29 protein-coding genes and 1 tRNA gene are annotated in these 26715 nt (G+C 43.8%); 13 read left to right on the forward strand and 17 right to left on the reverse strand.

Translation table 11 applies throughout. The annotated features are described in order from the left end of the window. Window positions 1-75: 75 nt before the first annotated feature. Window positions 76-324, forward strand: a complete 249-nt coding sequence (locus C7Y69_RS10825; RefSeq protein ID WP_013786123.1) for a DUF2960 family protein — start codon at window positions 76-78, stop codon at window positions 322-324. Window positions 325-473: 149 nt separating this feature from the next. Here C7Y69_RS10825 and nhaC read toward each other — a convergent pair whose 3' ends face one another. Next, window positions 474-1859, reverse strand: coding sequence for a Na+/H+ antiporter NhaC (gene nhaC, locus C7Y69_RS10835; RefSeq protein WP_126872730.1), 1386 nt, complete (start codon window positions 1857-1859; stop codon window positions 474-476). Window positions 1860-2291: 432 nt separating this feature from the next. On the opposite strand from nhaC, the gene C7Y69_RS10840 reads away from it, so the two are divergent. The 5 genes from C7Y69_RS10840 to C7Y69_RS10860 all read left to right on the forward strand — a co-directional run bounded on the left by C7Y69_RS10840 (window position 2292) and on the right by C7Y69_RS10860 (window position 4860). After that, on the forward strand, window positions 2292-2552 hold the full coding sequence (locus C7Y69_RS10840; RefSeq protein WP_013786125.1) for a helix-turn-helix domain-containing protein: 261 nt from the start codon (window positions 2292-2294) through the stop codon (window positions 2550-2552). Between the two features lies 1 nt (window position 2553). Further along, complete coding sequence (locus C7Y69_RS10845) at window positions 2554-2745, forward strand: HipA N-terminal domain-containing protein (protein WP_013786126.1); 192 nt, start codon at window positions 2554-2556, stop codon at window positions 2743-2745. A 437-nt stretch (window positions 2746-3182) separates the two neighbouring features. Then, complete coding sequence (locus tag C7Y69_RS10850) at window positions 3183-3413, forward strand: hypothetical protein (RefSeq protein WP_013786127.1); 231 nt, start codon at window positions 3183-3185, stop codon at window positions 3411-3413. 65 nt (window positions 3414-3478) lie between these two features. Then, window positions 3479-4216 carry a hypothetical protein gene (locus C7Y69_RS10855; protein WP_126872706.1) on the forward strand — a complete coding sequence of 246 codons (738 nt, stop codon included), beginning with the start codon at window positions 3479-3481 and terminating at the stop codon, window positions 4214-4216. Between the two features lie 176 nt (window positions 4217-4392). Beyond that, a complete protein-coding gene (locus C7Y69_RS10860) occupies window positions 4393-4860 on the forward strand; it encodes a hypothetical protein (RefSeq protein ID WP_126872707.1) in 468 nt (155 codons plus the stop codon). A 17-nt stretch (window positions 4861-4877) separates the two neighbouring features. On the opposite strand, the gene C7Y69_RS10865 is transcribed toward C7Y69_RS10860, so the two are convergent. Then, window positions 4878-4954: transfer RNA gene (locus C7Y69_RS10865), tRNA-Arg, on the reverse strand. 276 nt (window positions 4955-5230) lie between these two features. On the opposite strand from C7Y69_RS10865, the gene C7Y69_RS10870 reads away from it, so the two are divergent. Together C7Y69_RS10870 and C7Y69_RS10875 are read left to right on the forward strand one after the other, a co-directional pair. Further along, window positions 5231-5638: a c-type cytochrome gene (locus tag C7Y69_RS10870; protein WP_013786129.1), complete on the forward strand. Its 408-nt coding sequence runs from the start codon at window positions 5231-5233 to the stop codon at window positions 5636-5638. Between the two features lie 107 nt (window positions 5639-5745). Continuing rightward, the gene (locus C7Y69_RS10875; RefSeq protein WP_126872708.1) at window positions 5746-8346 is read left to right on the forward strand and encodes an EAL domain-containing protein; all 2601 of its coding nucleotides are present in this window, start codon (window positions 5746-5748) and stop codon (window positions 8344-8346) included. Window positions 8347-8499: 153 nt separating this feature from the next. On the opposite strand, the gene rep is transcribed toward C7Y69_RS10875, so the two are convergent. Then, window positions 8500-10515 (reverse strand): DNA helicase Rep, encoded by a 2016-nt coding sequence (rep, locus tag C7Y69_RS10880; protein WP_126872709.1) that lies wholly within the window; start codon window positions 10513-10515, stop codon window positions 8500-8502. A 141-nt stretch (window positions 10516-10656) separates the two neighbouring features. Between rep and ubiK the strand changes: the two genes are divergently transcribed. Beyond that, the gene (ubiK, locus tag C7Y69_RS10885) at window positions 10657-10920 is read left to right on the forward strand and encodes a ubiquinone biosynthesis accessory factor UbiK (RefSeq protein WP_013786132.1); all 264 of its coding nucleotides are present in this window, start codon (window positions 10657-10659) and stop codon (window positions 10918-10920) included. Between the two features lie 54 nt (window positions 10921-10974). On the opposite strand, the gene ubiA is transcribed toward ubiK, so the two are convergent. Further along, entirely contained in the window at window positions 10975-11871 is an 897-nt protein-coding gene (gene ubiA / locus C7Y69_RS10890) for a 4-hydroxybenzoate octaprenyltransferase (protein ID WP_013786133.1), read from the reverse strand. After that, window positions 11855-12424, reverse strand: a complete 570-nt coding sequence (locus C7Y69_RS10895; protein WP_126872710.1) for a chorismate--pyruvate lyase family protein — start codon at window positions 12422-12424, stop codon at window positions 11855-11857. The genes ubiA and C7Y69_RS10895 overlap by 17 nt, the downstream gene beginning before the upstream one ends. Before the next feature lie 198 nt (window positions 12425-12622). Here C7Y69_RS10895 and C7Y69_RS10900 point away from each other — a divergent pair, with 198 nt between their 5' ends. Further along, window positions 12623-13036: a flagellar basal body-associated protein FliL gene (locus C7Y69_RS10900; RefSeq protein ID WP_126872711.1), complete on the forward strand. Its 414-nt coding sequence runs from the start codon at window positions 12623-12625 to the stop codon at window positions 13034-13036. Between the two features lie 37 nt (window positions 13037-13073). On the opposite strand, the gene glpG is transcribed toward C7Y69_RS10900, so the two are convergent. The 8 genes from glpG to C7Y69_RS10940 form a co-directional block, all read right to left on the reverse strand. Continuing rightward, a complete protein-coding gene (gene glpG / locus C7Y69_RS10905) occupies window positions 13074-13952 on the reverse strand; it encodes a rhomboid family intramembrane serine protease GlpG (RefSeq protein ID WP_013786136.1) in 879 nt (292 codons plus the stop codon). Beyond that, window positions 13949-14266: a thiosulfate sulfurtransferase GlpE gene (gene glpE / locus C7Y69_RS10910; RefSeq protein WP_013786137.1), complete on the reverse strand. Its 318-nt coding sequence runs from the start codon at window positions 14264-14266 to the stop codon at window positions 13949-13951. The genes glpG and glpE overlap by 4 nt, the downstream gene beginning before the upstream one ends. Then, window positions 14266-15291 (reverse strand): L-threonine 3-dehydrogenase, encoded by a 1026-nt coding sequence (tdh, locus tag C7Y69_RS10915; RefSeq protein ID WP_013786138.1) that lies wholly within the window; start codon window positions 15289-15291, stop codon window positions 14266-14268. Before tdh ends, glpE begins: the two co-directional genes overlap by 1 nt. Then, window positions 15288-16484, reverse strand: a complete 1197-nt coding sequence (kbl, locus tag C7Y69_RS10920; protein ID WP_063456656.1) for a glycine C-acetyltransferase — start codon at window positions 16482-16484, stop codon at window positions 15288-15290. The genes tdh and kbl overlap by 4 nt, the downstream gene beginning before the upstream one ends. Window positions 16485-16638: 154 nt before the next feature. Then, window positions 16639-19092 carry an EAL domain-containing protein gene (locus C7Y69_RS10925; RefSeq protein WP_126872712.1) on the reverse strand — a complete coding sequence of 818 codons (2454 nt, stop codon included), beginning with the start codon at window positions 19090-19092 and terminating at the stop codon, window positions 16639-16641. A gap of 8 nt (window positions 19093-19100) precedes the next feature. Beyond that, window positions 19101-20297 carry a hypothetical protein gene (locus C7Y69_RS10930; protein ID WP_185864164.1) on the reverse strand — a complete coding sequence of 399 codons (1197 nt, stop codon included), beginning with the start codon at window positions 20295-20297 and terminating at the stop codon, window positions 19101-19103. Beyond that, complete coding sequence (locus C7Y69_RS10935) at window positions 20294-20761, reverse strand: substrate-binding domain-containing protein (protein WP_260563502.1); 468 nt, start codon at window positions 20759-20761, stop codon at window positions 20294-20296. The genes C7Y69_RS10930 and C7Y69_RS10935 overlap by 4 nt, the downstream gene beginning before the upstream one ends. A 111-nt stretch (window positions 20762-20872) precedes the next feature. Further along, complete coding sequence (locus C7Y69_RS10940) at window positions 20873-21874, reverse strand: glycosyltransferase family 9 protein (RefSeq protein WP_126872733.1); 1002 nt, start codon at window positions 21872-21874, stop codon at window positions 20873-20875. A gap of 94 nt (window positions 21875-21968) precedes the next feature. Here C7Y69_RS10940 and C7Y69_RS10945 point away from each other — a divergent pair, with 94 nt between their 5' ends. Further along, window positions 21969-22685, forward strand: coding sequence for a 3-deoxy-D-manno-octulosonic acid kinase (locus C7Y69_RS10945; protein ID WP_126872713.1), 717 nt, complete (start codon window positions 21969-21971; stop codon window positions 22683-22685). 65 nt (window positions 22686-22750) lie between these two features. Next, window positions 22751-23239: a pantetheine-phosphate adenylyltransferase gene (coaD, locus tag C7Y69_RS10950; protein ID WP_057794951.1), complete on the forward strand. Its 489-nt coding sequence runs from the start codon at window positions 22751-22753 to the stop codon at window positions 23237-23239. A gap of 96 nt (window positions 23240-23335) precedes the next feature. Here coaD and mutM read toward each other — a convergent pair whose 3' ends face one another. From mutM to rpmB, 4 genes are all read right to left on the reverse strand, one after another. Then, window positions 23336-24145 (reverse strand): bifunctional DNA-formamidopyrimidine glycosylase/DNA-(apurinic or apyrimidinic site) lyase, encoded by an 810-nt coding sequence (gene mutM, locus C7Y69_RS10955; protein WP_063457980.1) that lies wholly within the window; start codon window positions 24143-24145, stop codon window positions 23336-23338. 95 nt (window positions 24146-24240) lie between these two features. Beyond that, complete coding sequence (locus C7Y69_RS10960) at window positions 24241-24717, reverse strand: hypothetical protein (protein WP_041452617.1); 477 nt, start codon at window positions 24715-24717, stop codon at window positions 24241-24243. Between the two features lie 135 nt (window positions 24718-24852). Next, window positions 24853-25008 carry a 50S ribosomal protein L33 gene (gene rpmG, locus C7Y69_RS10965; RefSeq protein WP_013786148.1) on the reverse strand — a complete coding sequence of 52 codons (156 nt, stop codon included), beginning with the start codon at window positions 25006-25008 and terminating at the stop codon, window positions 24853-24855. A gap of 11 nt (window positions 25009-25019) precedes the next feature. Next, on the reverse strand, window positions 25020-25256 hold the full coding sequence (gene rpmB, locus C7Y69_RS10970) for a 50S ribosomal protein L28 (protein ID WP_013786149.1): 237 nt from the start codon (window positions 25254-25256) through the stop codon (window positions 25020-25022). 364 nt (window positions 25257-25620) lie between these two features. Between rpmB and C7Y69_RS10975 the strand changes: the two genes are divergently transcribed. Next, entirely contained in the window at window positions 25621-26697 is a 1077-nt protein-coding gene (locus tag C7Y69_RS10975) for a CDP-glycerol glycerophosphotransferase family protein (RefSeq protein WP_062085453.1), read from the forward strand. Window positions 26698-26715: the final 18 nt, after the last annotated feature.

A 26715-nucleotide genomic window follows, 5' to 3' on the forward strand; every position in this document is an offset into this window, starting at 1 on the left:
AATATGCACCGCTAATTGCGTTTATAATGGCGGTTAAACCGTTTTCGAATTTTTATCGACCAACCTGAGTAGAACATGGCCCATAAAGTACGTTATAAATTTAATGGTGTGGCAAAAGAAATAAACTTTTCTTACAGCCGCTATCAAAATATGCATGAAGCCGTGGCCGATGCTGAAGGAATAGACCTTACTCAGTTTTTGCAAACTGAACAGCAACTTGCCTCAATCAGTAAAGACAAAAAAACCGTAAGAAACTTTAGAGATGCCGAATTTATAAAAATGGGGTTTTCTGATTTGTACTTCTTAAAAAATGGCCAAGAATGATGGTTTCCCCCTACAACGCACACTAATACTTAAATAACCTGTGGGCATTAGAACGAACTAAGTTAAACGTTAAGAGCGCGTTGGAAAACCAGACAACAACCCCGTTTGAACCACTAGCCGGTTTAGCTGGCGGGCTGCTTATTGGTATGTCAGTGGTGTTGTGCTCTTTTTTCTTTCAATAAACCTACGCCCAATGCAGCCATGGTTATCGCAACAACACCATTTAGATAGTTAAAAAATGCATAGGGCGCGTAGTCGAGAACCTCAACCCCTAGGGTTGCAGAGTAAAATGCCCCCGCCGTTGTCCAAGGAATAAGGCCCGTGGTCATGGTAGCGCCTTCTTCCACCGACCGAGAAAGCATGGAAGGATCAAGCTTCTGTTGCTGATATTTTGATTTAAACAATTGGCAATTTAAAATAATAGAGATATACGCTTCGCCCATTGCCACGTTCCCTAAAAAGCCTGAAGCGATGGTGACGGCAATTAACGTTTCGGTGCGCTTTACCCGTTTAATAATGCCCGACAATAACGCCGCTAAAAAGCCTGCTCCGTGCAATATACCGCCCAATGCTATTGCCATTAACGCGAGCAATAGCGTCCAGCTCATACTGCTGATGCCGCCCCGTCCTAGTAATGCATCTAAATTTGCGATACCTGTATTTTGTGGGGTGTTTTCCCAAAGTGCATTGAGTACGCTAATTGTGTTGGTGTCTTGGTAGAAAATAGCAATGATGACGGCAAGAAGAATACTGCATGACATGGCAACTTCAGCTGGGACTTTTTTAATGCTCATTACCGTTAGCAACACCAGCGGTAACAAGGTAATGTAAGGCGCAAGGTTATAGTGGCTGGCAAGCACTGCTTTAATTTTGTATATCTCCTCAACATTTAAACTTTGGCTTGCGTAGGTAAAGCCTATAACTAAGAAAATTACGAATGTTAGAAGAAAGCTAGGCAGTGTAGTTAGCAGCATGGCATACATATGCCGATAAATAGTGGTGCCCGCACTCATCGACGCGAGATTGGTGGTATCAGAAATCGGAGACATTTTATCGCCAAACGTAGCACCAGCCACCACCATGCCGGCGATGACAGGCAACGGTATATTCATGGCTTCGCCAATGCCCATTAGCACTACCCCCATAGTCCCTACCGTGCCCCACGATGTACCTGTGGCTACCGACATTACCGCACACAGAATTAATCCCACCGCCAAGAATATACTGGGGTTTAGCCAACTAAGGCCGTAATAAATTAGGGTTGAGATAGTGCCGCTTTGCATAAAGCTGGCGATAACCATTCCAATGAGGATAAAAATATATATTGCCGGCATTGCCCGCGTTAATGCACTGGTCATTAATTCACGGATTTGCAGGTACTTGTACCCCAAACTAAAGGCATTAATACCAGCCCAAAGCAAACACAAGAAAATTAATGCATGCAGGCTAATGCCTAAGCCAAATAAACCACCCGCTATCAACGCGACAATAACGCTGAAACATAGCAATGACTGGGCAAAGCTGGGGCTACGCATAGAGTGAGGCGAAGTTAAAGGCAAGTTGGCGCACTTAAAAATGAAGTCGTGAGAAGGAGTATAACTACTTTGAAAAGTCTTGTGACTAAGAAAAATCAATACATTAGAAAGAAATGGCGCACCCGACAGGATTCGAACCTGTGACCTTCGCCTCGGAAGGAGGCCTCGTCGAAAAGGGCTTAATCGGTCTACCCCGGCGGAAAGCGTCTACACAGCGTGTATAAAGGGATTGAGAGTTTCATGAGCACTAGCCGATTTACATCGATTAACACCATTGGTCACGGTTACGTCACGGGAAATGCTTTAAAATAAATAACACCCTGCAAGGTATAATTTGACACTTATACCGTAAAGGGTATATTGAACTTAATATACCTTTTAGGGGTTACGTTTAAAGTTATACCTTAAAGGGATTAATAGTGGAGAGGCATAATGAAGCTTAATAACTCAAAAGAACTGGCTGATTATATAAAGCTACATCGAAATACGCTAAACCGTACGCAAACCGATGTGGCACAGCATGTTGGTTTAAAGCAAAAAACCATCTCGGCTATTGAAAATTCTGCCGGTACCTCCCGTATTGATACCCTCTTTAAAATTGCGCATGAACTCGGTCTCTCTATTGAACTCAAGCCAAAGCAAGAAAATGAAAGCGGCCAAAAGACTGATAGTGGCTGGGATCAGGAGTGGTAATATGGAGCTGATGGTAAGCCTTAACGGGGTCAAAGTAGGTACACTGTTAAAAGATAAGAGCGGTGGGCTCCATTTTTCTTATACTGAACGTTGGATGAAGCGCGCAGGCGCACGCCCTATTTCTTTGTCGCTGCCTATTACAAAGCAAAAATACGCTGGCGACGTAGATAGAGTTCGTGAGCCGAATTTGTAACGTTAATAGGTGGTGTATTCTGTAAGCGCGATGAGTCCCCCATACACCCGCTCTATAAAGGGAAAGCGGACACAAAAACCGGAGAACTTAAACAAGCCTAATTTTATGAGATTATCTAGATTTCGTTGCGAAGCGTAAAGCTAGGGAAAAACTGATTAGTCGAATTCATTAGTTGTGTATTAAAAAACCGTGGAACTAGAGCCGCATCGCGGCTCAGATGCTTTTACTTGGAGTTCTGTAAATAAATGTACTAGATGCTACTTAGTGGCATTAGAACTGATCACCCATCGTATTTTCACGTATTAGTAATAGTTATTTTATTGACAATATACCCAATGTAAACGAATCTAGATAAAGAGAAATCGTATGTAGTTGACGGAAATGCTGCATATGTGTACAATTCTGCGCCCCTCGTATGGGAATCCAAGGAGAATAAAATGGCTACCTTATTATATGCCTTAGCTTTGGCTATTTGTGCATACTTAGTGTACTCAGTGGCTATAATTCGTCTTCAGAGTAAAATGAAACGAAGAGAAGATGAATTAAGAAAAGTTGGTGTGACGCCATCAGGCTCAGGTTTATGTCATGGGATGAAGTTAAACCATAATAAATCCGGCGTAATCAAAGACCAAAAAAAATCATCGGCATGGTATAGTCGTCTGGCCTAACAGAAAATTATTTTTTAAGAAGTCCTGCCTATGGCAGGATTTTTTTGTTTATATGGAAGTAAAAAGTGAAGGAAAATAAAGATTATCGTTACGTCGGTTGGATACCATGCGTAAATGGTCATCTAGACTTTGGTTTAACAAAAGTCGGAATTAAAGGAGGTTTTACAACTCCTGAACACAAAGACCTTTCTGTCATTGACGAAAATTTATCAGCCAATGGCTCTCACGCTGACTCACATGTTCGAAGAATAATACTTCAATCTTGGGTGGATTGGCGAGATACAAAGCTAGATAACGAAAACAATACAATTGGACAATTTAGGCTTTTTACTTGTGGCGAAGTAAATGAATCTCCGGATATGGATGAACGCGCTTTACACGCTACAATACTCATTTATCCGTTAGATGCAGAGCCTGACGACTTAAACGAAAAACGGGAGATGCCTCTCCATAATTTAACTCACAACATCTGCAAAGATAACATTGATGAGCAATATACTAAGCTCAAAGCTCTTCTAAAAGAGGGAGAGCATATCAGTGGCCTGAAAGAGGACTGTTTGAAGGCAGTACTTGATATAAAAATAGAACCTAACGGACTAATTTTCCTTGATTATGAGAACTCAAGCTCTGCACTTGATGCAGATAGTAAGTATGTAATAGCTCGTCAAGTCTATTACTACATCAAGTATTCTACCCACAGTCATAAACATCACATTGATGAACAAGACTCTTTAACGACTATTACTACATCAAGTATTCTACCCACAGTCATAAACATCACATTGATGAACAAGACTCTTTAACGACTATTACTACAAATGATTCAGAAGCACCATTAAGATTACTAACCCAACTCAAACGCGAGCTCACAACATTAAGCCGAATCGCAAAGTTTGACAATTCCACACATCCAACAAATAACTCACTTGGGATTATTGCTTATAGCAAATCATTAGTAATAGCCTGTCGAACATTAGGTATGTTGTCAGAAGAAAAGGCGCAAGTTGAGCTAGAGCGTCTAGACAATGTAAAAGAATCTTTTTCTGCACTTGATGGAAGTATTAAATATATTGATTCAGCATATGAGCTTATAGCCTCAAAAGCTAAAGTATGGCTAGGCTTTTCTCTAATATTTCTCTGGGGCATATCAAATTTCCTATTTGAAAGTGCCCCAACAAAGTATGAGATTAAGCAAGCCTACGTTGTACCACTTGCCATTGCTATCCTCGCAGGAGTTGTATATCACTTATTCACTAAATATTACAAAATAAGAAACAATGCTATACGGGTTAAGGAAATTTACTATCTAAACAAACTAGGTTCATCCCTGAAAATTATCCTAGCTCTCTGTGGACTTATTTGCCTAATTTGGCTAGCTAATGAAGATGAACCTGCTACACATTTCCTACATATTTTTAAAACGGTATTCCCACAAGAAGATATTTAGCTTAAACCCTTTAAAAATGGCGCACCCGACAGGATTCGAACCTGTGACCTTCGCCTCCGGAGGGCGACGCTCTATCCAGCTGAGCTACGGGTGCATTGAAAATAGCTTAATGTGATAAAAATTTAACCTGTTCTAAAGGAATAAGAACGTGGTGTGGTTAAACTTCCTGCTTAAGCGCGGCGTAATGATACTTAGGCCATGGGCTCGCATCAACTGGTTTGTGTAATTCTCTTACTTTAATGGGTTTTTAAGGTACTTTATCCTTACTTTTTATAGGTAATTGGTAGCAAATAGTTGTTCGGGCTTGAATTACCGTTATAATCTGGCCAGTTATACTTTAATTAAAGTTCATGATTGCCTGGAGACAGATGTGAAATTGAAAACCTGGTTTATTGTTGCAGCTACAGCACTTACGGTGTTTGCGGCGCAAGCACAAGAAATGAGTAACGACGATATTGCTAACCGTATTAAGCCGGTTGGTCAGATACACGTAGCTGGCGCTGAAGCTGCTGGCCCTGCTGCTGCAGGTGGTGGTGCTAAGTCGGGTGAAGATGTTTATAACTCTGCCTGTGTAGCGTGTCATAGTTCTGGCGTACTTGGTGCACCTAAAGTTCACGTAGCCGCTGATTGGCAGCCGCGCTTAGACGAAAAAGGCCTAGACGGCGTATGGCAAAATGCCCTTAACGGTATTAACGCTATGCCTCCTCGTGGTACGTGTGCTTCGTGCTCTGATGATGAAATTAAAGCCGCAATTGAGTACATGATAGAAGGTATCTAACCTTCTATCTTTACGTACAATGTGTTGGAAAAAGTAGCGTTTTTGATGTAGATCGGGTAATTTAACCGCATCTAAGAATAAGCTATTTTTACTTGCCGGCGAACGGAATGTCATCAGATTCAACGCAGTATGAGTTGACAGAAGAAGAACTGCGGGAAATTATCCCGCAGCTTCAACAACTCACTAATAAATATAAGCGTGCTGAACGAGTTCAGAAAGCGCTATTCGACATTTCCGAGCTAGCAAGTTCTGTTAGTCACCTAAACCGCCTTTACACCGCTATTCATGAAATCATTGCCGACTTCATGAACGCAGATAACTTCTTTGTTGCCTTCTACGAACAAGACAGCCAAATTGTCGACTTCGCCTATTTCGTTGATGAATTTGACGAACAAACCGTTAAACAGTTACCCGCCGATTCGTTAATGGACGGCATGACGGGCTTTATATTGCGCACCGGTCAGCACTTATTTTATAAACGTGCTCAAGAAGAAATATTTGCAGAAGATCACGGCATCAAATTAGTTGGTTCGCAGCCTTTTGAGTTACTTGGGGTTCCACTTAAACGTGGCAGCCAAGTAATTGGTGCTATGGTGGTTCAAACCTACGATGAGGGTGTGCATTACACCCAAGAAGACTTAGAAGTACTGCTGTTTGTTTCTCAGCACATTGTTACCACGGTTGACCGGGTTAAAAACCGCGAACTAACCGAACGTACCATTCGTGAACGTACTCGCCAGCTAAGAAAAATTAATGATGACCTTCAAGAAGAAATTCTTGAGCGCCAAAAAGTAGAGTCGTTACAACAAGCCTTATTTGAAATTTCAGAATTAGCAGCCAACCTAGAAGGCGATATGTCGGTCTTCTATTCTAGTCTGCACGAAATTCTAGCCCGCCTTATTAGTGCACCAAACTGCTTTATCTCTATCATTGATGAATCGAAGCAAATGCTGGAGTTCCCGTATTTTAGTGATATGGAAAGCGAAGACGTTGAAGCTCGCCCAATGGGGTTGGGTTTGACAGAGTTTGTATTACGTACAGGTCAAGCTGAGCTAATTAACCCGCCTAGAGTGTTGGAACTGGCAGAAGCGGGTGAAATTGACGTTACTATTGCCCAAACTATGCTAAACAGTGCCAACTCTTGGCTAGGATCGCCTCTGGTGGTAGATGGTGAGGTGTTTGGGGTAATTGCGGTACAAACCTATGGTAAGCATGCCAAATACAACGCCAGAGACCTAGAGTTACTGCGCTTTGTTTCACACCATATTGCGGTAACCATGGAGCGTAAGCGCAGTACTGAAGAAATTCAGCGCCACAACAGTGAGCTCGAGCTTAGAGTTGCTGCACGCACTGCCGAGCTTGATAGAGCCAACAAATACTTAAAACAGCAAATTGAAGAGCGTAAAGAGATTGAGCTTAAGCTTATTCACGATGCCCATCACGATTCACTGACCGACCTTCCGAACCGCTCGATGTTTACCAGCAGGCTTGAACTCGCCGTTGCCAGTAAGCAGCGCTACACCGAAAACTACTTTGCGGTGTTGTTCATCGACTTAGACCGATTCAAAGTTATCAACGATACCTTGGGCCACCACGCAGGTGATGAGTTCTTGGTTGAAGTGGCTAGACGTATTGCATTATGCATTCGAGGGCACGACTTATTGGCACGTTTAGGTGGCGATGAGTTTGTTGTTTTACTCGATAACTTTGAAGATTTAACCGATGTGCAAGAAGTGGCGTCTCGTATTATCAACTCTATTTCAGAACCGTTTTTGTTAGATGGCCGCGAAATGTATTCGGGTGCCAGTATCGGTATAGCTAATTTAGAGTCGTATTATCGTAGTGCCGATGAAGTGCTGCGTGATGCCGATGCTGCCATGTACCAAGCGAAAACTTTAGGCCGTGGCCGATTTGTTATGTTCGATAAGAGCATGCGCGACCGCCTAATTGAAGAGCTAGAACTAGAAAACGAATTTCGCCGTGCCTTGCGTGATGAAGAGTTTGAATACTTCTTGCAGCCCGTGATTGATTTAAGAGACAACACAACGCTTTACAACGAGATGTATGTGCGTTGGTGCCACCCTACTTTCGGCAAAATAGCCCGAGAGCAGTTTCGCCAAGTGGCCGAACAAAGTGGCTTAACCTTAGATTTAGATTTGTTTCAGCTACGCAAAGCTTGCGAGTTGCTGGCTCACGCGAAAGCAACAGGCGAAGACAAAGGCCGTATTGCGGTGAACGTTTCTATTATTCATTTGCTGCAAGCCTCTATGGTGAATAAGATGATTTCACTGATAGACGAATACAAAATATCGCCCCACGACTTGGTATTTGAGTTTGATGAAAACGATTTAAATCGACGTTCGCAGTTTATTTTGCCTGCCATTAAGAAGTTGAAACGTGCTGGAGTTACCTTAGTACTAGATAACTTTGGTAGCGGGTTAGCGTCGCTTAGTTACTTATTTGCCTACCCGTTCGAGTTCATCAAAATAGACCACAGATTCGTGCGTTCGCTGCCGCGTTCACAGCGAAACCTTAAGCTTATTCAATCGGTAATGCTTATTTCTGAGCACCTTAAATTTAAAGTTATTGCCGAAGGGGTAGATGCCCCCGCACAGCTAAACGCGCTTACCGACATTGAGTGTAATTACGCCCAAGGTAAAGTACTTACTCGCGCTACTGTGCTTGATATGAAACAGCTCGCTGGCTAGCTGTTTCATTAAGCCTAGCGGTTAGTTGCTATCTTCACCTGCTATGTATCACTAACACCTTTTCATTCCGACTATTAGCACTGTTTGTTTCTGTGACTTGTGTCACGGTTTTTTTGAGTGACTTGCGTCACCTTTTATTCGTAACCGCGTGCGCTATTTCTTACCCAGCATGTCTCTTAAATTAGCAATACTGCTTTGGCCTTTTTGCTGGCGCACTTCGGCACTTTCTTTCGGCTTTTGATTTTCCCATTGAAGATCGTCTATGGGTAGCTCGTATAAGAAACGGCTTGGCTCGGGGTTAATGACTTCCCCAAATTGACGGCGTTCTTTCGCGAGGCTAAAAATAAGCTCTCGCTGCGCACGGGTAATGCCTACATACGCTAAGCGGCGCTCTTCTTCTACGTTGTCTTCATCAACACTGCTTTGATGGGGTAACAAGCCTTCTTCCATGCCCACTAAGAACACAATAGGAAATTCTAGCCCTTTAGAAGCGTGCAGGGTCATTAACTGTACTTGATCGCCATCACCGTCGTCTTCGCCCCGCTCCATCATGTCACGTAAAATAAGGCGGTTGACTACTTCGGTAAGATTCATGGGGCTATCAAGCTCGTTGCCTTCTAGCATGTCGGTTACCCAACCAAATAGCGTACTCACGTTCGCCATGCCCATTTCAGCCGCTTTAGGGCTAGCGCTTTGCTCGTATAACCATTCTTCGTAGCTCATCGACTTGATCATGCCACGAAGGGCATCTTTGGTATCGCCTCGGGTAGCATTGTCGGCCACTTCTACTATCCAGCGAGCAAACCCCGATACGGCATCGAAGGCTCTATCCGACAACACGCTGTTTAAATTAGGGTGACAAGCTGCTTCGAACATGGGCACGCCTAAGCTGTTCGCAAAGTTACCCAGCTTTTCCAGCGTTACCCGCCCTATGCCGCGGCTTGGCGTATTAATTACCCGTAGCAAAGCGTTGTCATCGTCCTGATTTACCAACAAACGCAAGTAAGCCATGATGTCTTTCACTTCGGTGCGCCCGAAAAACGACATACCACCACTAATTTTATACGGAATACGGTTACTCATAAGCAGCTTTTCAAACAAGCGACTTTGATGATTTCCTCGGTACAAAATAGCGTAGTCTTTAAACTTAGTACGGTTCATAAACTTGTGCGCTAGCAGCTCTGCTACCACTCGTTCAGCTTCGTGCTCTTCGTTTTTCGCTTCTATGACTCTAAGCGGTTCGCCGTATTGCAGTTCAGAGAACAGAGTTTTGTCGAACAAGTGGGGGTTGTTCTGAATAAGAATGTTCGCGCAATGCAGTATTCGCCCAGAAGAGCGATAGTTCTGTTGTAGCTTAATAACGTTCAAGCGCGGAAAATCTTGCTGCAGCAAGTTTAAGTTTTGTGGCTTAGCACCGCGCCATGAATAAATAGATTGGTCGTCGTCGCCTACTACGGTAAAGCGCGAGCGCTCACCCACCAATAGTTTTACCAGTTCATACTGACTGGTGTTGGTATCTTGATACTCATCCACCAGCAGATAACGAATTTTGTTTTGCCACTTGGCCCGTACGGTTTCACTGGTTTTTAACAGCAGTGTGGGCAACAAAATAAGATCATCAAAATCAAGGGCGTTATAGGCGCGTAAGTTATCTTGGTAGCGCTTATAAGCTTCAGCAAATTCCCGCTCACCGGTACTGGTAGCTTGCTTTAGTAACGCCTCGGGCAGCAGTAAGTCGTTCTTCCAATTTGAAATACAGCTTTGTAATAGCGAAAGCTGATCTTTGTCGCCGTCTAGCGTGTCTTCGGTTAAATCGGTTAGCAGTGCCAACGAGTCTTTGTCGTCGAACAACGAAAAACCAGGCTTTAAGCCTAGCTCTTTAATATGGGCTTTTATAATGGTTAGCCCCATGGTGTGAAAGGTACATACTTTCAAACCACGCGCTTCTGGCTTACCTAAGGTTTCGGCTACCCGCTCTTTCATTTCGCGAGCGGCTTTGTTGGTAAAGGTTACCGCTGCAATATACCGAGCTGGCATATCGCAATTTCTAACTAGGTGCGCAATTTTGTTGGTAATAACCCGAGTTTTACCACTGCCGGCGCCAGCTAATACTAAGCAGGGGCCCGACACAAAGGTGACAGCTGATTGTTGCGCATCGTTTAATTTCATCGCGTTCCTAAATTACGTTCCTAAAAGCTAACAGGTGTAATGTGTGCCATGCTTTTCTTTAATGTGCTTTTTCATTGCAAGAAGTGGCGATACCGATAGAATAGAAGCCTATTCTAACGAAGCGCATTATAAGGGAAATCCATGTTGGATCCGAAAAAACTCGAAGATTTAGCGAAACAGATTGCTGACGCCGTACCACCGGGTGTGCGTAACATGGCTGAAGGCGCAGAAGGTAAAATTAAACAGATTTTACAGTCGCAGCTTTCAAAGCTTGATTTAGTCACTCGTGAAGAGTTCGATATTCAAAGCCAGGTGCTTATTCGCACTCGCGAAAAGTTAGATGCGATGGAAGCTCGCATTGTTCAATTAGAAGCGAAAGCAGCTGAAACAACGAAGCCTGAATAGCTTTTTACTCATTAATGCTAAGCGGTTCATTGTGTTAACTAATAACTGAACCGCTTAACCTATCCAAAAATTTGCCACTAAGCCTAACGTAAAAACCAAGCCAACATAGTGATTTTCGATAAAGGCGGTAAAACACCCTTCTCGCTGTCGGTTCTTAATATATTGATACTGGCGGTAAAACAGCCCTGCCCCAATAATTAGCGATAGATAATACGGCCAATGTGCTTCGATAGCCCCGCCAATAAAATACAAAATAACTAGCATGGTGGCTTGAAGCCCAATAATAATGGGCACGTCGTACTTACCGAACAAAATGGCTGTAGATTTCACCCCTATTTCCAGGTCGTCATCCCTGTCTACCATGGCATACATGGTGTCGTAGGCTACCGTCCATAATAGATTAGCCACAAACAGCCACCAGCCATACGCAGGCACAGTTTCAGACACCGCCATAAAAGCCATGGGAATTGCCCACCCAAAGGCCGCGCCCAATACCACTTGCGGTAAGTGAGTGTAGCGTTTCATAAAGGGATAGCTAGCGGCAAGCAACAGCGCAATGACAGATAGAGCAACGGTTTGCCAATTCAGCATCAGCACTAACAAGAAGGCCAGTATAATTAGCCCCGCAAACAAGGTTAGCGCTTGTTTAGGAGTAACTTCTCCCGTGGCCAGAGGCCGCGTGGCGGTGCGCTTTACACTGCCATCTACTTTTCTATCGGCGTAGTCGTTGATAACACAGCCCGCTGAGCGCATTACTACCACACCAGCGGTAAAAATAAGCGCAATGACTATACTGGGTAGGCCTTCAGATGCCATAAGCAATGCCCAAAAGGTAGGCCAAAGCAGCAAGTAAATCCCCACGGGCTTGTCTAGCCGCATCAGGCGACTATACGCAGACGGATGCTGTTTTATATGATTGATGTTTTGGGCTAAATTAAGATTCAGTGCCATTGTCGTACCTTGAATAATAAACGGGGGCATCAGGTAAAAAAACTTCGGCCACTATCATGCTGTCTTCACCTAACGTAAATAATGAACGTCGGCCCCATAATTGTTGAGTGCGTTCAAAGCCTAATGCTGTTGCTGGCAACTGACACAATTGAAACTCAGAGCGTATAAACCTAGCATCGTTAAACAGTCGCTTACCTAAGGGTTCACTGCCTAAATTGGCTAATTCAGCTTCAACCAAACGCTTAGGAATAACGGAACGGGCAAATACCCACGGCAATGCATTACCACACAACAGTACTTCTCGTACCTGAAATGCCTGTGAAGGCAGATGTGATTTTTGGTTCGATAGTAGGCTTTGCTCATTAGCATGAAGTGCGGTTTCAGCTTGCCCTAGCACGTTTAACGAAAATTGATGGCAAAGCGACTGCACCCGCTTGGTTAAGGAGCCTGTATCTAACAACCAATTCTTTAAATACGGGTTGTTACTAGGGGCGCTGTCGGCTTGCATCCACTCTACATTTAAGCCAACGGGAAAGCTGCTAGGAAAACTCACTACCAAATCTCTGTCATAATTTTACATGATAAAAAAAGTATCATATCACTTGTTGGTGACATGGTGGTTTATCTGATTGCTAATAGCTAGCATATTGATTTTACGTGTACCTTAGTACTTTTGCAGTAGTGTCATTAACCTATGATTTGCTACACTACAGCCTGTCATCTAAATTAATTGGTATTTTTGGCTCTCATCATGACAAAGTCACTTGCTTCACGTTTTATAGCTACCGCTCTATTAGTTAGTAGTGCTTTCGCCCCTGCATTTGCACAAGAAAAGGCAAATTTTGCTTATCTTGGGCTAGAGCCAGACATCGTTACCAATTACATTGGCGAGTCTTCAAAAAAACTTGGGTATGTTCGCGTTACCGTTGAATTAATGATTTATGACGTAGATCAGCTAGAAATAGCAGAACACCATATGCCGTTATTACGTGCAACTGCCATCGATATCTTCGGCAGACAGCCTGAAGAAAAAGTAAAATCGCTAACGGGCAGAGAAGATATTCGCCGCGCCATTCTAAAAGCACTTCAAGATCATATGAAAAAAGAAACCGGTGGCGAGGTTATCAAAAACGTTATCTTTACCAAATATTTATACCAGGGCTAGGCGCTACTACAGCAGCACCTGTTCAAGACCGCAGGTGTTATTGCCCCTGCTTTCGTTTATCGGCTCCAAGGCTTAGCAACCCTGCTAGTAAACAGCCAGTAATTAACCCTGCGGTGTGCGCCGCATTGGCCATGTTCACCCACAGCACATCGGCAAAGCCTAATACTAGCCACACCAACATAAAACCTATTACCGATTTAGGCAGCGACAAGCCCCACTGTGGCTTCAGCCAACCTAACCACCATACAAAGCCCATTACAGCGTATACCACTCCTGACAAGCCGCCAAAGAGCATTAAGTTACCTTGTACTGGCGTAGTAAACATCGCTTGAGCCACGTTCGATATAATGGCCGACAGTGCAAACACCACAAACAGCATGCTTTTACCAAAGGTACTTTCTATTTTGGCGCCTAGCATGCACCACCAAAGTAGATTGAAAATAATATGCAGTGCGCTGAAGTGAATAAATGCGGGGCCTAATAGCCTCCACCACTCATGGTTTTCGGCAAGCACACTAAGTGGCTGCATGAGCAGGTGTTGCGCAATGGGGCTGAACAAGCCTAGCAACGACAAACCATACACCAGTACACAAAGTACAAACACAATACTGGTTAACGGTACCGACAATGCATTGTTGATGAACCCTTTCATATCAAACTGACGTGAGGGCACTAAATCGACGTTTTCACCATGCTGCCAAGCAGCTTGCTGATATTTAGGATTGTTCGGTTGCTGAATAAATTCTTCAGTTATGGCGCGGGCTTTAAGTGCATCGTTGTCGTCTGCCAATAATACAACAAACTCATCACCCGTTTCAGTAGGCTTTACCGTGGCGGTGATATTCTGGCTACCTAAGTAGTTAGCCAGTAAATGCGCCACGCCTTGCTGACGAAAAGCAATTAAAGGATGGCTCACGAATTTTCAGACACCACAGACTGACCTAATCGCCATGCTTCGAAACCACCGTCCATACTATAGACGGTGTTAAAACCTTGCTCGGCAATAACCTGTGCGGCTTGCTGACTGCTTACGCCGTGATAGCACACTACTACCACAGGGGTTTCTTTTGGCGTTTGTTCTACAAAGGCCGCGAAGTTATCGTTATTCAACGGCTTCGCTTCTGGCATGTGACCATTAGCAAAAGATTGCGGGTCACGAATATCTACGATGGCTACATCGCCATTGAAGTTTGCTACGTCTTGTACACTAATGTGTGAAAATGCTGTCATTATTGCCAGTCCAGTATAACTTTGCCTGATTGTCCTGAACCCATGGTATCAAAACCTTTCTGAAAGTCATCAACCGAGAAGGTATGTGTGATGATTGGCGACAAATCTAAGCCACTTTGCAGCAAACTTGCCATTTTGTACCAGGTTTCGAACATTTCACGACCGTAGATACCTTTGATCACTAACCCTTTAAAAATAACTTGGTTCCAATCAACCGATACATCTTGTGGTGGAATACCTAGCATTGCCACCTTTCCGCCGTGATTCATTTTCTTTAGCATGTCGCGAAAGGCGACCGGTACGCCCGACATTTCAAGGCCAACATCAAAGCCTTCACTCATCCCAAGCTCGTTCATCACGTCTTGCAAGTCTTCCTTGCTAACATCAACGGCGCGAGTTGCGCCCATCTTTCTAGCAAGCTCTAAGCGATACGGGTTGATGTCGGTGATAACCACATGGCGCGCACCAACGTGACGCGCCACTGCAGCTGCCATAATACCAATAGGACCAGCACCGGTAATTAATACATCTTCACCCACTAAGTCGAAGCTAAGGGCGGTGTGCACAGCATTACCAAATGGGTCGAAAATAGATGCCAGTTCATCACTAATATTATCGGGAATTTTAAATGCGTTAAACGCAGGAATAACCAAATACTCTGCGAAGGCCCCAGAGCGATTTACGCCAACGCCTTCGGTGTTGCGGCATAAATGGCGACGGCCTGCACGGCAGTTTCTGCAATGTCCGCATGTAATATGGCCTTCACCAGATACTCTATCACCAATAGCAAATCCACGTACTTCTTGGCCCATGCCAACCACTTCACCTACGTACTCGTGACCTACTACCATAGGTACAGGTATGGTTTGCTGCGACCATTCATCCCAGTTGTAAATGTGCATGTCGGTGCCGCAAATGGCGGTTTTACGAATTTTGATTAATAAATCGTTATGGCCAACTTCAGGCTCTTGGGTATCTTGAAGCCATATGCCTTTTTCAGCTTTTGCTTTAACTAACGACTTCATGCAATAACTCCCATTTCACGGCCTACTTCAATAAACGCATCAATGGCTTTGTCTACGTGCTCAATAGAATGCCCAGCTGACATTTGGGTGCGTATTCTAGCTTGCCCTTTAGGTACTACAGGGTATGAGAAACCAATCACGTAAATACCTTTTTCAAGTAGCTTGTCTGCCATCTCGCTAGCAACACGCGCATCGCCTAGCATCACAGGAATAATAGCGTGATCTTTACCTGCAAGGGTAAAGCCAGCATCTTCCATACGAGAACGAAAGTGGGCTGAATTGCGCCATAGTTGTTCACGCAATGCTGCGCCATCTTTCATCATTTCGAATACTTTAAGTGAAGCCGAAACTATAGGTGGAGCAACAGAGTTTGAGAATAAGTACGGGCGAGAGCGTTGACGTAACCACTCAACCACTTCTTTTTTGCCTGACGTATAACCGCCTGATGCGCCGCCCATAGCTTTGCCTAAAGTACCAGTTAAAATATCCACTCGGCCCATTACGTCGCAGTATTCATGACTACCTTTGCCGTTTTCGCCTAAAAAGCCTGTAGCGTGACAATCATCTACCATGACCAGTGCATCGTACTTTTCAGCAAGGTCGCAAATACCTGCAAGGTTGGCTATAACACCGTCCATCGAGAACACGCCATCGGTAGCAATCACTTTAAATCGTGCGCCGTCGGCAACGGCTTGCTTAAGTTGATCTTCCAGTGAGTCCATGTCGTTATTGGCATAACGGTAGCGCTTAGCTTTACACAAACGCACGCCGTCAATAATGCTCGCATGGTTTAGCGCATCAGAAATAATGGCGTCTTCTGGGCCAAGCAAGGTTTCAAATAACCCGCCGTTCGCATCGAAGCATGAAGGGTATAAAATAGTGTCTTCGGTACCTAGGAAGCCACTAATTTCGGTTTCTAGCTGTTTGTGTATGTCTTGCGTACCACAAATGAAACGCACAGACGCCATGCCAAACCCGTGGGTTTCAAGGCCATTTTTAGCCGCAGCGATAAGATCAGGGTGGTTAGCCAAACCTAAATAGTTGTTCGCACAGAAGTTGATGACATGCTCGCCATTGGCCACGTCTATATCTGCTTGTTGCTGTGAAGTAATAACGCGCTCTTTTTTATACAGACCATCTTCTTTAGTGGCCTCAATTTGCGCTTGCAGGTGAGAGATAAATGCCGCTGACATGTCAGACTCCGAAATTAATAAAAAATGTATTTTAAAGAAAGCGATATAAAGGTTACACAAGGAAGGGGGCGTTTTAACAGTATTAAAACTTGTAGCTGTAAACTTTTTAGCACACTTGTTAGCTGTGGCTAAAAATCTAACTGGCTAGGCTGCCCTATTCGTTAGACCGCGTACTGTCCCATATGCCCATGTGTACGTTCTTGCTTAGGGTGGTCCAAATGTCTGGCTCTGGAATGGGTCGACTAATTAAATACCCCTGCCCCATCTGACAATCAAAGTGACATAGCATTTCAAACTGCTCTGCTGTTTCAATGCCTTCAGCTACCACAATTAACCCCATTTTTCGCACCATGGCAATGGTTGAATGCACGATGTTTCTATCATCGGCATTCTCGACGATATTGGCTACAAAAGAACGGTCGATTTTTATAAAGTCAGCGGGCAGTGATTTTAAGTAACTGAGTGACGAGTAGCCCGTTCCAAAGTCATCAATGGCCAAAGTACACCCCATGTCTCTAATAGTACGCATAATTGAGGTTGCACGTTCAATGTCGGTGACCAATACGGTTTCCGTTAATTCCAAACACACTTGGGATGGTGAAATATCATTGCGAATAATTTGCTGCTGCAAAAAATCAGGAAGACTGGGGTCAAGAAACTGCCCAGCAGACAGGTTAATCGCTAACTTCACATTAGGGTAACCATTCGCGTTCAGTTCTCTAATAAGGTAGGTGGCCTTGGCTATTACCCAATAATCTAGCTCTAGCATGAAAGAGGTGTTTTCAAGTGAAGGAATAAACTCTGCCGGTGATATGGTCCCCTTAACAGGGTGATACCAGCGAAGTAGTGCTTCGAAGCCTATTAATTCATTGGTTCGCAAGTCGATTTGAGGCTGCAAGGCCAAACTGAACTGACTTTCTCTTAGCGCCACCCGCGCTTCGGCTTCAAGCTCAACCTTTTTCATTACCTTCAAGTTCATGGTGGCATCGTAAACTCTATAGCCCGCCCCTTTTTTCGATTTTGCCTCATACATAGCAATATCAGCATGCCGTAACAATTCCACTGGCGTAGCTCTGGCATGGCGGCTCACGGCCACACCTATACTAATAGAGACGTAAAATTGCATGCCACCCGCTTCAATCGGCTGGTCAAACTCTTCAATGATTTTCTTCGCAACGTGTTCCACTTGTTCTTTGTTTTCGATGCTAGATAACAATACAACGAACTCATCACCACCAAATCGTGAAGCAATATCAGTTTCTCTAATAGGCCGCGATATCCGCATAGCCGCGGCTTTTAAAAGCTTATCTCCCACGTCATGACCATAGCTGTCGTTAACTTTTTTAAAGTCGTCTAAGTCCATGAACATCAGTGCAACCAACCTATCGTCTCGCGCTGAGTGGGCAAGTTGGTTTTCAATTTGAAAGGTCAGCATATTCCGGTTTGGCAGACCGGTAAGCACATCGAACATGGCCATTTTTTCAAGTTTGGCAGTATTCACCGCCATTTGGCCATCGAAGTCTTCCAGTTGTTTTGCCAGGGCATTCGCAGCATCTTCTACCACATCAAGTTCGTCGTTTAATCGCCAAAGCGAAGCGTGCTGCTTCTTTTCAACTAGTTTGCGGTATTCGATAAATTTGTGGTCGGCAAGCATAGGCAAACCTTCACTTATACCTAATAGCCTCAAGCGGTATTGATTAAGAAAGAGCCTTAGAAGCAATGAGAACACGATAAACAGCACAATCGCACTGATTATAACCAGTAATTCGTACTGCTCTTTTTGATGTACTAATGCAGTAATATCTTGCACAACCATGAGGTAAGGTTGCTCTGTGAGGCTGTGGGGGAAGGGCAGCAAACTTACCGACAGCTCTTTTCCCTGAAACGAAACTCGAAGCCCTTTAACCACCAGTTTTTCTACACTCCAGCCTTTGGGAAAGGCGGCAATGAGCTCGGTTAAATAATCTTGGTTAGACTGTGAAAGCTGGCTGGATAGCGTTAAGGTAGGGTCGTTTTCATCGCCTTGCTTATTCTGAACCATCACGACCTTATGGGCGTCGGTAGAGCGGTTAAACAAAGACAAAAGTTCACGCAATGAAGCAGACAAGATAACGACAGGAACCACCTCGTCATCGGTCATAATGGGCACTGATAAATAATGTGTGCACGCATCCTCACAGCGAATTAACGCTCTGCTGCTAAGAGACTGCTGCGTACTGCGCACTAATTTTAGAACAAAATCGCTAATGGGGGTGGATTGCTCTCCCACTACGCCGTTTCGGTCAAACAGATACAGCCGTTCCACATGAAAGTTCAGCATCAGGTATTCCTGATTTCGCTGAAGATTTTCATAAAAGTAGCCTAAATCCTGATGCTCCGACATTTCTATGTGGCTAAACATGTCTACCCACAACACCATACGGTTATGCAGAATATCCTCGAAAAGCTGCAATCGACGTTGGTTTTTAAGTTGCTCTTCTTGCTGCTGAAAAACCAAGCTTGAATCAGACTCACGAATGAGCATCATAGATATCACTACCGTGACGGTTAGCACCATCGCCATCAACATAATGATGGTTTTAGTGGTAAAGGACATCTCCACTTTCATAAGTGAACCTAGAACCAGTACATCAGTTGTACAGACCACATACGCCAGTATTTGTCGCTACGATCTTTAATATTAGGGTCCAAAAGACTCACCGCTCTTGTTGCGCCCTCTACCCAATGGTGTTCTGCTTGAATGCGCCACCCTGGAGCAAAGTCCCATCGCGCGCCCACGGCTATAGTGTCGACGTAGCCAAAGTAGGCGGGAATTTGTCCAAAACTACTTTGCTCAAGTTGTTTCCCATCAGGGTCAGACACGTTATTTACGTACGTATCGTAACTAACTAGCCCGCTTACCTTGCTGTTAAATAAATAGCGAAATTGAACAAAGCCCCCCTCAGCAGTTCTTCTTTCTCTAAAATTTGGAGCAAAGAGCCCTTGAGAATCTTGTAACTCTCTCAGGATCTCAGAACTCAACTGCCAGTTTTCGCTAAAGTACTGTGCAGAAAACATAAAACGGCGAATATTAGCCTCACCATCAAACCTATTGTCCATAACAGATGCTTGATAAGTAAAGTCTGATTCAAGCCAACTAAGCCCCAATTTCCACGCCATCGTAGAAGGCTGCCAAAAAACGCTAAATTGATGCACAAAATCTTGTTCAATTTCACCTGATGCAATATTTCCTAAAAGGAAATTTTTCTGAGCTTCGTTAATATCTGAACTGCCATAACTCCAGTTAACCTCCCAAATATTGTCATTCGAATATCTCTTAAAACTGGTTTGAATACCGTCGCTACCAAGGGCTACATCGCGAAAGCTATCAAAATAGACTGACTGAGGCAGTACCGCAGTATCTCTAGTCTGCGGAACATCACGCGTTACCGAGTAAAGCCAATGTCTATTTTTAAAGCGCCCCAAATGAACTTGACCCTGCCAGCCCCAAATATCATTAATGGACCAGTCCAAGAAAAGGTAATCTACTCTGGCTCCTTGCTCAAATCGATTACCGCCATCTAGGTAAACTACTTGCCCAGCTACCGACAAATTATTGGTTAAGCGATAATGACCGTTTATGCCTAACTCGGTTAACTCACCGGTAATATCGTTATCAGAGGTGATAAAATTACTATCAACAGATTGCGTAATTCCTTGTGAAATATAACCATGCCAAGTGAACTTTGCTGGTTCATCTGCTGCATATACTACTTGGGTACCAAAGATGAATATTGCTGCACAAAATATCCATATCAACAATTGCTTTTTCATCGTTCACGCACCTCAATTTGTCGCGCCTCAATTACTTTTCCATTTCCTATGTATCCAATTGCACCAGGCGTACTTTCAATTAATTCAATCAGTTTCGCCTGTGATGCGGCACGAGCAGGTGTTACTCCTTGCCCCGAATAAGTAAGTTGGTCCCATAACCTAGATAGTTGATACGGAAACATATGCAGCGTTTCACGACAAAAGGCTTTGTGTAATCCATGCTCATCCTCAAGAACAACAACGTGGATTTTTTCTCCGTTGCTCCAGTATTGTTTGTGGCCTGTAAATATTTGGCGTAATTCTGATTGAGTCAGGGATGTGGTATCCACCGACGCATTAGCGACCACGACGGCCTGTTGTGCGAGAGCAACTGGACTACAAGCTAAAAATAGCATACTGAGCACCAGTGCTGAGTACTCTGAATTGCTAGTTAAAGCTCGTATTCGTTTCATCAATGCGAGCATAATCACCAAAGGGCGCTCTCCGTGTCTTAAAAAAATTGGCGCGTATAACCTAAGTGTAGATAACGGTTAGAAGAAATTCCCAGAAATAGTGCGTATTCGTTAATGTATTAGTTAAACCAAGGCATTAATTTTTGAAAATACCGCATCTGTGGTAACACCTTCCATCAAGTTATCGCCCTTTGCGCGAATTCCCCAAGGTAATTGTTCCCACTTTTTTCCTTTTTGCTTTTCAATACACGAATCGTACACGGAGACCGTGTTATCTATGTTGTTATATGGCCCAGTGCGGATAGGGTTTGAATGAGCATATAATCCAATAACGGGCGTGCCTACTGTGGTAGCCATGTGAGCAGGACCGGTATCAGGCGCAAGCACTAAACTCGCATGCTTTAACAATACCAATAACTGGTGAAGACTGGTTTTGCCAGTAAAGTCCGCTTTAATAGTGGGTTTACACGCTAAAATAGCATTGGCAGTGGCTTTATCGAGGTCACCAGGACCACCCACTAATATGACTGATTTACCTTGTTGTGATAAATAGTCAGCAGTTGCAGCGTACCTTTCGGGAAGCCAGTTACGTTCTGCTTTGCTAGCGGCAGGCGCAATAACCACATAGTCGCCTAGCGCTGCGGCCTGTTCTTCACCCCAGCGTTCATCTTCTTCGCTAACAGGGATATTCCATGATGGCGTAGCGACTTTTGGCACGCCTAGCGCGTCGGCAAAATCCATAAAACCGTCGAGCACATGAGAATGTTGGCGTGGCGCTACGCGCTCGTTCGCGAATAACCAATGCAGTTCTTTGCTTCTGGCCCAGTCGAAGCCAATTCTGCGCTTCGCCTTTATCACTCTAGAGGCTAGGTTCGCGCGCAAGGCAACTTGCATCATAAGCAGTGCGTCGAAGGTTTCACCTTTCACTGCATTTTTTAAGCTCTCAACGGCGGCTTTGCCTTGTTTTTTATCAAAAATGATAAAGCGCACATTCGGCATTAGCTTAACCAGCTGATACTCTACCTTGCCAATGACCCAAGTTAACTCAGCGTCCGGCCAATGGGTTTGAATACGTGTTACCATAGCGGCTGCATGGCAGATATCACCAATAGCAGATAGACGCATTAAGCAAATCTTTTTTCCCACAAATGCTCTCTCGTTGCTGAAATGCCGAAATAATTCATTAGAATGGTAAATTTTACCATAAGTAACGGACGTCATGGCGATAATACGACGAGACTTAGGTGCTGGGCATCACTTCTTATACAACGATGAACTCATGACTGAACCTAGCGTAGATATGTTCAGTCATGAATTTTGGCTATTCCAAAATAAAATTACCGGTGAGGCCAAAGGCCGTGGTACCACTGTTTTTATCGACTATGATGCTCAGCATTGGGTGCTACGACATTTTAAACGTGGTGGATTGGTTGGGAAATTACTTAGTGATCAGTATTTTTTTCTTGGTGTAGAGCGTTCTCGTCCGTTTGAAGAGTTTCGCCTTTTGACTAAAATGCGAGAACATGGCCTTCGCGTGCCTGTACCGGTTGGCGCCCGTATTCATCGCCGTGGTTTTATTTATCGTGGGGATCTTATTACCCAGAATATTCCGGCAAGCCAAGACTTGCATCACATGCTTACCCGAGACCCCTTATCAAAAGATGATTGGTATGCGGTGGGCGAAGCTTTGGCTAAAATGCATGCCTGCCAGATTTATCATCACGATGCGAACATCAGAAATATTATGATGGATAATGAGCGTAATATTTGGTTGATAGATTTTGATCGCTGTCATGAACGTCGCGGACACCATTGGAAAAAAGATAACCTGTCCCGTTTGTTACGTTCGTTGAATAAAGAAAAAGGCTTAAATACCCAGTTTTACTGGACTCAAGATGACTGGCAGTATTGTTTAGCGGGCTATAGAAGCAGCTGAATTGCAATTGCATCTACCCATATTTATCGATACTGTTGCCCTACAACAATAAAGATTAGATTAACATGCATACACGAGCACTTTATCCAGGCACTTTTGATCCCATCACCAATGGGCACGCAGACCTGATAGAAAGGGCATCACAGCTTTTCTCTCATGTAATAGTTGGTATTGCCGCGAACCCCAACAAGCAACCCTTATTCACCCTTGATGAGAGAGTGGAAATGATTCGCAAGGTTACCGCCGATTTACCTAACGTAGAAGTGATGGGTTTCACGGGCTTACTTGCAGATTTTGCCGATGAGCAAAAAGCCACCATTCTTATTCGCGGATTACGTGCGGTATCTGATTTCGAATACGAATTTCAGCTAGCAAATATGAATCGCCGTTTGAATCCAAAATTAGAAAGTGTGTTTTTGACACCAGCAGAAGAAAACTCTTTTATATCATCTACATTAGTAAAAGAAGTTGCACTGCATCGAGGTAAGGTAGGTGGTTTTTGCCATCCGGTGGTCGATCAAGCATTGCAAGATAGACTGCGCCGAGAAGACTAAAACGCTTTAATAGAAAATGTTAAACACACTGCGCTCAACATGCCTATTGAGCTCAGTCTGTTTTATCTAACGTGTTCTATCTAGTGTGCACTAAAACTAGCGCTGGCACTGTTTACAAAAGAACGTATTTCGCTGGCCAATCACCTTACTTTGTATTTCTGTTTTGCATACCTCACACGGCTCTCCTTTTCTTCCATACACATTCAAATGCTGTGCAAAGTAGCCAGGGTTCCCATCAGTTTGCGCAAAATCTTTTAGTGTAGTGCCGCCTTGCTCTATCGCTTTTGCTAATACCTGCTTAATAATTTGCGTAAGGTTTTTGTAGCGAGCGCTACTGACTTTCCCTGCTTCTCTTCTTGGGTCGATACCCGCTAAAAATAAAGCTTCATTGGCATAAATATTCCCCACGCCCACCACAACTGCATTGTCCATGATGAAGTTTTTCACGGTACTTTTTTTGCCTCTAGATAAAGCGAACAAACGCGCATCATCGAAATCGTCAGTCAACGGCTCTGGTCCTAGGTTAGCAAGTAATTTCAAGGCCTCGCCCGGGGGTTGCCATAAGAAGGCCCCAAAGCGCCTAGGATCGTTAAAACGTAAGCATTTCCCTGTCGCCATCACAATATCAACATGATCATGTTTCGCAACAGGTGTAGACGCATCAATAACCCGCAATTTACCCGACATGCCTAAATGCAAAATAAGCGTACCCGCTTCGGTTTCGATCATGAGGTATTTTGCTCTACGCTTAACGGCTATCACCTTTTTTCCGATAGCTAACGCCACGTCTTCGGGAATAGGCCAGCGCATTCTGCGTTCGCGCACAATAATATTGTCTATAGTTTCGTTTAGCAGATAAGGGGATACGCCCAAACGGCTTACTTCGACTTCTGGTAACTCAGGCATTTTCCCCTCCAGCTTTGGGTTGTCTAGTTCGTTGCAATGAAGATTGGTTAAGCGTCACCGGTCACTGACAGTAGTGACTAGGCTAATACGCTTAATTAATTAGCGGGTTCACTAAGCCATGGAAGAAGCGCGTTCAGTTCAGTATTTTCAAGGGTGTACCAAAGGCCGTTGTATTTTACAGTAACCGGCTGCGTATTGTTATAAAACGCAAAGACATGGCCATTCGCTTGCCCTGCTAGCCAGATAACCACCACTATGGGCTCAATTGACTGAAATGCGTTGTCTACCAAAGACGCCGTTTTAAGCTGAGCGGCTTGCCACGCTGCAATTTGCTCCTGTGCTGATACAGGCAAGGCCCCTTTAGAGGACACTTGACGCCACTGCTGACCATTTCTCTCTAACTTGCTACTGGCATGCTCTATTTTAAGTACATAGGCGTCAGGTGGCAGTAGCGGCCTTAATTCGGGAACGGCACGTTTAGGCAGGAAGCTGTCTAAGTTAAATAGCGCAATCATGACTAACATGGCAACAATAACCACATTGTTCATCGCGCGTTGTGAGAGTCTTGCCACCAGCAATCCTATTTAACGAATATAGCGTTTATGGTAATGCCTGAAACTGACATATTCCAGCGGCAATATTTTCATATGCTCAAAAGCAAAAAACCCAGCAAAGGCTGGGTTTTCGTGGAGACAAAAGCAAGTTTATTACTTGATTTTGGCCTCTTTGAACATAACGTGCTTACGTACAACAGGATCAAATTTTTTGATCTCCATTTTACCAGGCATGTTACGTTTGTTCTTATCAGTGGTGTAGAAGAAACCTGTACCTGCTGAAGAAACTAATTTAATTTTATCACGCATTGTAGGCTTCCTTAGATTTTCTCACCACGGGCACGGATGTCAGTTAGTACTGAATCGATACCATTTTTATCGATGATACGCATACCTTTAGCAGATAAACGTAACTTAACGAAACGGTTTTCGCTCTCAACCCAAAAACGGTGAGAGTGAAGGTTTGGTAAAAAACGACGACGAGTCGCGTTTCTTGCGTGCGAACGGTTATTACCAACCGTAGGGCGCTTACCTGTTACTTGACATACTCTTGACATTGATTTGTCTCCAGAACAACGATAACTGTCGCGTCAATCGATTCCACCTATCAAAAGGTCACTGGATCAAATGACGTATTACTATAAATTAGAGGGCGCATTTTATACAGCAAACAGATCCCAATTTCAATAAGAAAAGGAAAAAAGCTCAATTTTTGTCACATTTTTAGTCAAAAATAACGATTATTTTTAAAAAGAGCTAAAAAATTACACTTAAGTGTAAAGTCATCGCGCTTAATCTCTGTTACTGTTTTACGAACGCGCGCTATACTGCGTTAAACGCAGATTATACGCAATAAAAATAATAATAATTGACGGTGCGTCTGTTTAATAACTTTGCCGCCGCGATGTCGGAGCGTTTCAAATGCTAGGTAAAGTCCTCTTTGATGTACAACACCTTTACTACCTTCCCCAATATATACCTGTGGCCCGTACACTGTTAAAAGCGGGTGTTTTATGCGAGTTCGTTTTACACCAAGAACTTGGTTTAGATGCTTTGAAACAGGAAGTCATAGAGAAAGAAGGCTTTCAATTCCAATTTATCTCAAATAAAGATGAAACACTGTCCCTTTACAGCAAAAGTAACGCTGACTGGATTGTATTCGGAAATCGACCTTATTTTAATGCCGAACAAAAAAAGCATATTACTTCACGCCTTGCGCTGATGTTGCACGGCATCGGCCCTAAAGCATGTTATTACGATGTCTCTGAATTTCCCTTCGATGTCAGGTTTGTTGAAGGGGAAAGTCGCCTTGAACGACTAAAAGAAATGTACCCTGATAGACACTTTATAAATTCAGGCTACGCGAAACTCGACCCAATATTTAATGAAACCGAACAACTTATTGACTTGTCAGCATTGGGGCTAGACTCAAACAAGCCTACTGTACTGTATGCGCCCACCTTTTTCCCATCAAGTATCGAATGCTTTCCCCCACATTGGCCTGAAACCTTAAGCAACGTAAATATTATTGTTAAACCTCATTTCTTTAGCCTGACAAAACCTAAATACAAATCTCAAAAGCAAAGGGTTGAAGCATGGGGTCGTTATGAAAATGTGTACTTGGCAAATGCAAAAGACTTTGACCTACTGCCATTCATGCAAATCGCCGATATTATGCTTTCTGATGCATCATCCGCTATTTTTGAATTTGCTTCGATAGATCGCCCAATCGTATGGTGCGACTTTTTTCATACACGCTGGAATTACTCAGGCCTCTTCAATTTCAGATTAAAGAAACGACTAGATCCCGATATCGCCCTGTTTAACCAGATATCACATAGAGCTAGCAATGCTTTTCAAGCGAATATGTTGATAGTAGAGTGCTTAAAACAGCCGATGGAATTAAGCGTAAATCGCAAAAAAATCACGCAAGAAATGGTAGGCATTACTGATGGTCAATGCAGCAACCGCATTGCCGAATATCTTACAACCCAATAACTTAAAACCTAATAATCA

It is taken from the genome of Alteromonas sp. KS69 (genome assembly GCF_003989595.1).
In the GTDB taxonomy this organism is placed as follows: Bacteria; Pseudomonadota; Gammaproteobacteria; order Enterobacterales; family Alteromonadaceae; genus Alteromonas; species Alteromonas naphthalenivorans.

Bases quoted from the DNA above. Each gene is read 5' to 3' on its own strand.
- C7Y69_RS10825 (WP_013786123.1), top strand. From the start codon at position 76: ATGGCCCATAAAGTACGTTATAAATTTAATGGTGTGGCAAAAGAAATA.
- nhaC (WP_126872730.1), bottom strand. From the start codon at position 1,859: ATGCGTAGCCCCAGCTTTGCCCAGTCATTGCTATGTTTCAGCGTTATT.
- C7Y69_RS10840 (WP_013786125.1), top strand. From the start codon at position 2,292: ATGAAGCTTAATAACTCAAAAGAACTGGCTGATTATATAAAGCTACAT.
- C7Y69_RS10845 (WP_013786126.1), top strand. From the start codon at position 2,554: ATGGAGCTGATGGTAAGCCTTAACGGGGTCAAAGTAGGTACACTGTTA.
- C7Y69_RS10850 (WP_013786127.1), top strand. From the start codon at position 3,183: ATGGCTACCTTATTATATGCCTTAGCTTTGGCTATTTGTGCATACTTA.
- C7Y69_RS10860 (WP_126872707.1), top strand. From the start codon at position 4,393: ATGTTGTCAGAAGAAAAGGCGCAAGTTGAGCTAGAGCGTCTAGACAAT.
- C7Y69_RS10875 (WP_126872708.1), top strand. From the start codon at position 5,746: ATGTCATCAGATTCAACGCAGTATGAGTTGACAGAAGAAGAACTGCGG.
- rep (WP_126872709.1), bottom strand. From the start codon at position 10,515: ATGAAATTAAACGATGCGCAACAATCAGCTGTCACCTTTGTGTCGGGC.
- ubiK (WP_013786132.1), top strand. From the start codon at position 10,657: ATGTTGGATCCGAAAAAACTCGAAGATTTAGCGAAACAGATTGCTGAC.
- ubiA (WP_013786133.1), bottom strand. From the start codon at position 11,871: ATGGCACTGAATCTTAATTTAGCCCAAAACATCAATCATATAAAACAG.
- C7Y69_RS10900 (WP_126872711.1), top strand. From the start codon at position 12,623: ATGACAAAGTCACTTGCTTCACGTTTTATAGCTACCGCTCTATTAGTT.
- glpE (WP_013786137.1), bottom strand. From the start codon at position 14,266: ATGACAGCATTTTCACACATTAGTGTACAAGACGTAGCAAACTTCAAT.
- tdh (WP_013786138.1), bottom strand. From the start codon at position 15,291: ATGAAGTCGTTAGTTAAAGCAAAAGCTGAAAAAGGCATATGGCTTCAA.
- kbl (WP_063456656.1), bottom strand. From the start codon at position 16,484: ATGTCAGCGGCATTTATCTCTCACCTGCAAGCGCAAATTGAGGCCACT.
- C7Y69_RS10925 (WP_126872712.1), bottom strand. From the start codon at position 19,092: ATGAAAGTGGAGATGTCCTTTACCACTAAAACCATCATTATGTTGATG.
- C7Y69_RS10930 (WP_185864164.1), bottom strand. From the start codon at position 20,297: ATGAAAAAGCAATTGTTGATATGGATATTTTGTGCAGCAATATTCATC.
- C7Y69_RS10935 (WP_260563502.1), bottom strand. From the start codon at position 20,761: ATGCTCGCATTGATGAAACGAATACGAGCTTTAACTAGCAATTCAGAG.
- C7Y69_RS10940 (WP_126872733.1), bottom strand. From the start codon at position 21,874: ATGCGTCTATCTGCTATTGGTGATATCTGCCATGCAGCCGCTATGGTA.
- C7Y69_RS10945 (WP_126872713.1), top strand. From the start codon at position 21,969: ATGGCGATAATACGACGAGACTTAGGTGCTGGGCATCACTTCTTATAC.
- coaD (WP_057794951.1), top strand. From the start codon at position 22,751: ATGCATACACGAGCACTTTATCCAGGCACTTTTGATCCCATCACCAAT.
- mutM (WP_063457980.1), bottom strand. From the start codon at position 24,145: ATGCCTGAGTTACCAGAAGTCGAAGTAAGCCGTTTGGGCGTATCCCCT.
- rpmG (WP_013786148.1), bottom strand. From the start codon at position 25,008: ATGCGTGATAAAATTAAATTAGTTTCTTCAGCAGGTACAGGTTTCTTC.
- rpmB (WP_013786149.1), bottom strand. From the start codon at position 25,256: ATGTCAAGAGTATGTCAAGTAACAGGTAAGCGCCCTACGGTTGGTAAT.
- C7Y69_RS10975 (WP_062085453.1), top strand. From the start codon at position 25,621: ATGCTAGGTAAAGTCCTCTTTGATGTACAACACCTTTACTACCTTCCC.